This window comes from Mycobacterium sp. E342, from assembly GCF_001667665.1.
Taxonomy (GTDB): domain Bacteria; phylum Actinomycetota; class Actinomycetes; order Mycobacteriales; family Mycobacteriaceae; genus Mycobacterium.
This window is the reverse complement of record NZ_LZJM01000183.1, coordinates 1-1,014: the sequence shown is the minus strand read 5'-3', so window position 1 is coordinate 1,014 and position 1,014 is coordinate 1. Positions and strand designations below refer to the sequence as shown.

Here is a 1,014-nt window from a genome sequence, read left to right as displayed (position 1 = left end):
TTCCCCCGGACGTCCGCGCACGGGCCGCCGCGCTGGCCGCCCGGCATTCGGGCGCCGAGCCCGCCATCACCGGCAGCGTCACCGACATGCTGGCCAAGCTGGCCGAGGGTATCGCGGTCGACGGCATGGAGGCGCTGCTGCCGGTGCTGCGGCCCGGCGAGCACGTGCTGCTGACCGACCAGCTTGCCGAGGGAACGCCGGTGCTGCTGTGCGACCCCGAGAAGGTGCGGACCCGGGCGGCGGACCTGATCAAGACGGGCAGCGAATTCCTCGAGGCGTCCTGGTCGGTCGCGGCGCTGGGCACGGACGCGCCCGTGGACGTGACGCAGTTCGGCGGATCGGGCTTCGCCGAACTGGACGACGTGCACGCCGCGGCGGCGAAGTCCGGTCATCCGTGGTGGACGCTGAGCCAGTTGTCCGACGAGTCGGCGGTGGAGCTGGACATCCGGGCGGCGCCGTCGGCCCGCGGACATCAACACGACATCGACGGCGTCTTCGCCATGCTGCGCGCCCACGTCTCGACCGGTGGCTACGCCGCGGTGGTCGCGCCCGGCGTCGGGACCGCGCATCGGGTGGTCGAGCGGCTCGCCGATTCCGACACCCCCGCCGCCATGCTGGAACCGGACGCGGCGGACACCACGCTCAAACCGGGGATCGTCAGCGTCCTCAAGGGCCCGCTGCACGACGGCGTGATCATCCCCGGCGCCAACCTGGTCATCATCACCGAGACCGACCTGACCGGCAGCCGGGCCACCGCCGCGCTTGCTGGACGCGTATTCGAGCACCAGGTACTCCCGGCGGGCGCCGCCGACGGTGCGTTCGGTCATCTCGACGAACCGGCCGATGCCGTGCTGGTCGTGCACCACCAGGTCGCCGGCCGTCAGCGCCAGCGGGTCGACGGTGTTGCGGCGCTTGGCCGCCAGCCGCTTGCCCTCGACGGCGGTGGCCCGGCTGCCGGTCAGGTCGGTCTCGGTGATGATGACCAGGTTGGCGCCGGGGATGATCACGCCGTCG

Annotated in this window: 1 pseudogene; it reads left to right on the top strand. The window is 72.6% G+C overall.

The annotated features are described in order from the left end of the window. Positions 1–776 (top strand): annotated as a pseudogene (locus A5692_RS13445) (transcription-repair coupling factor); the annotation flags it as partial. Between the last annotated feature and the right edge of the window lie 238 nt (positions 777–1,014).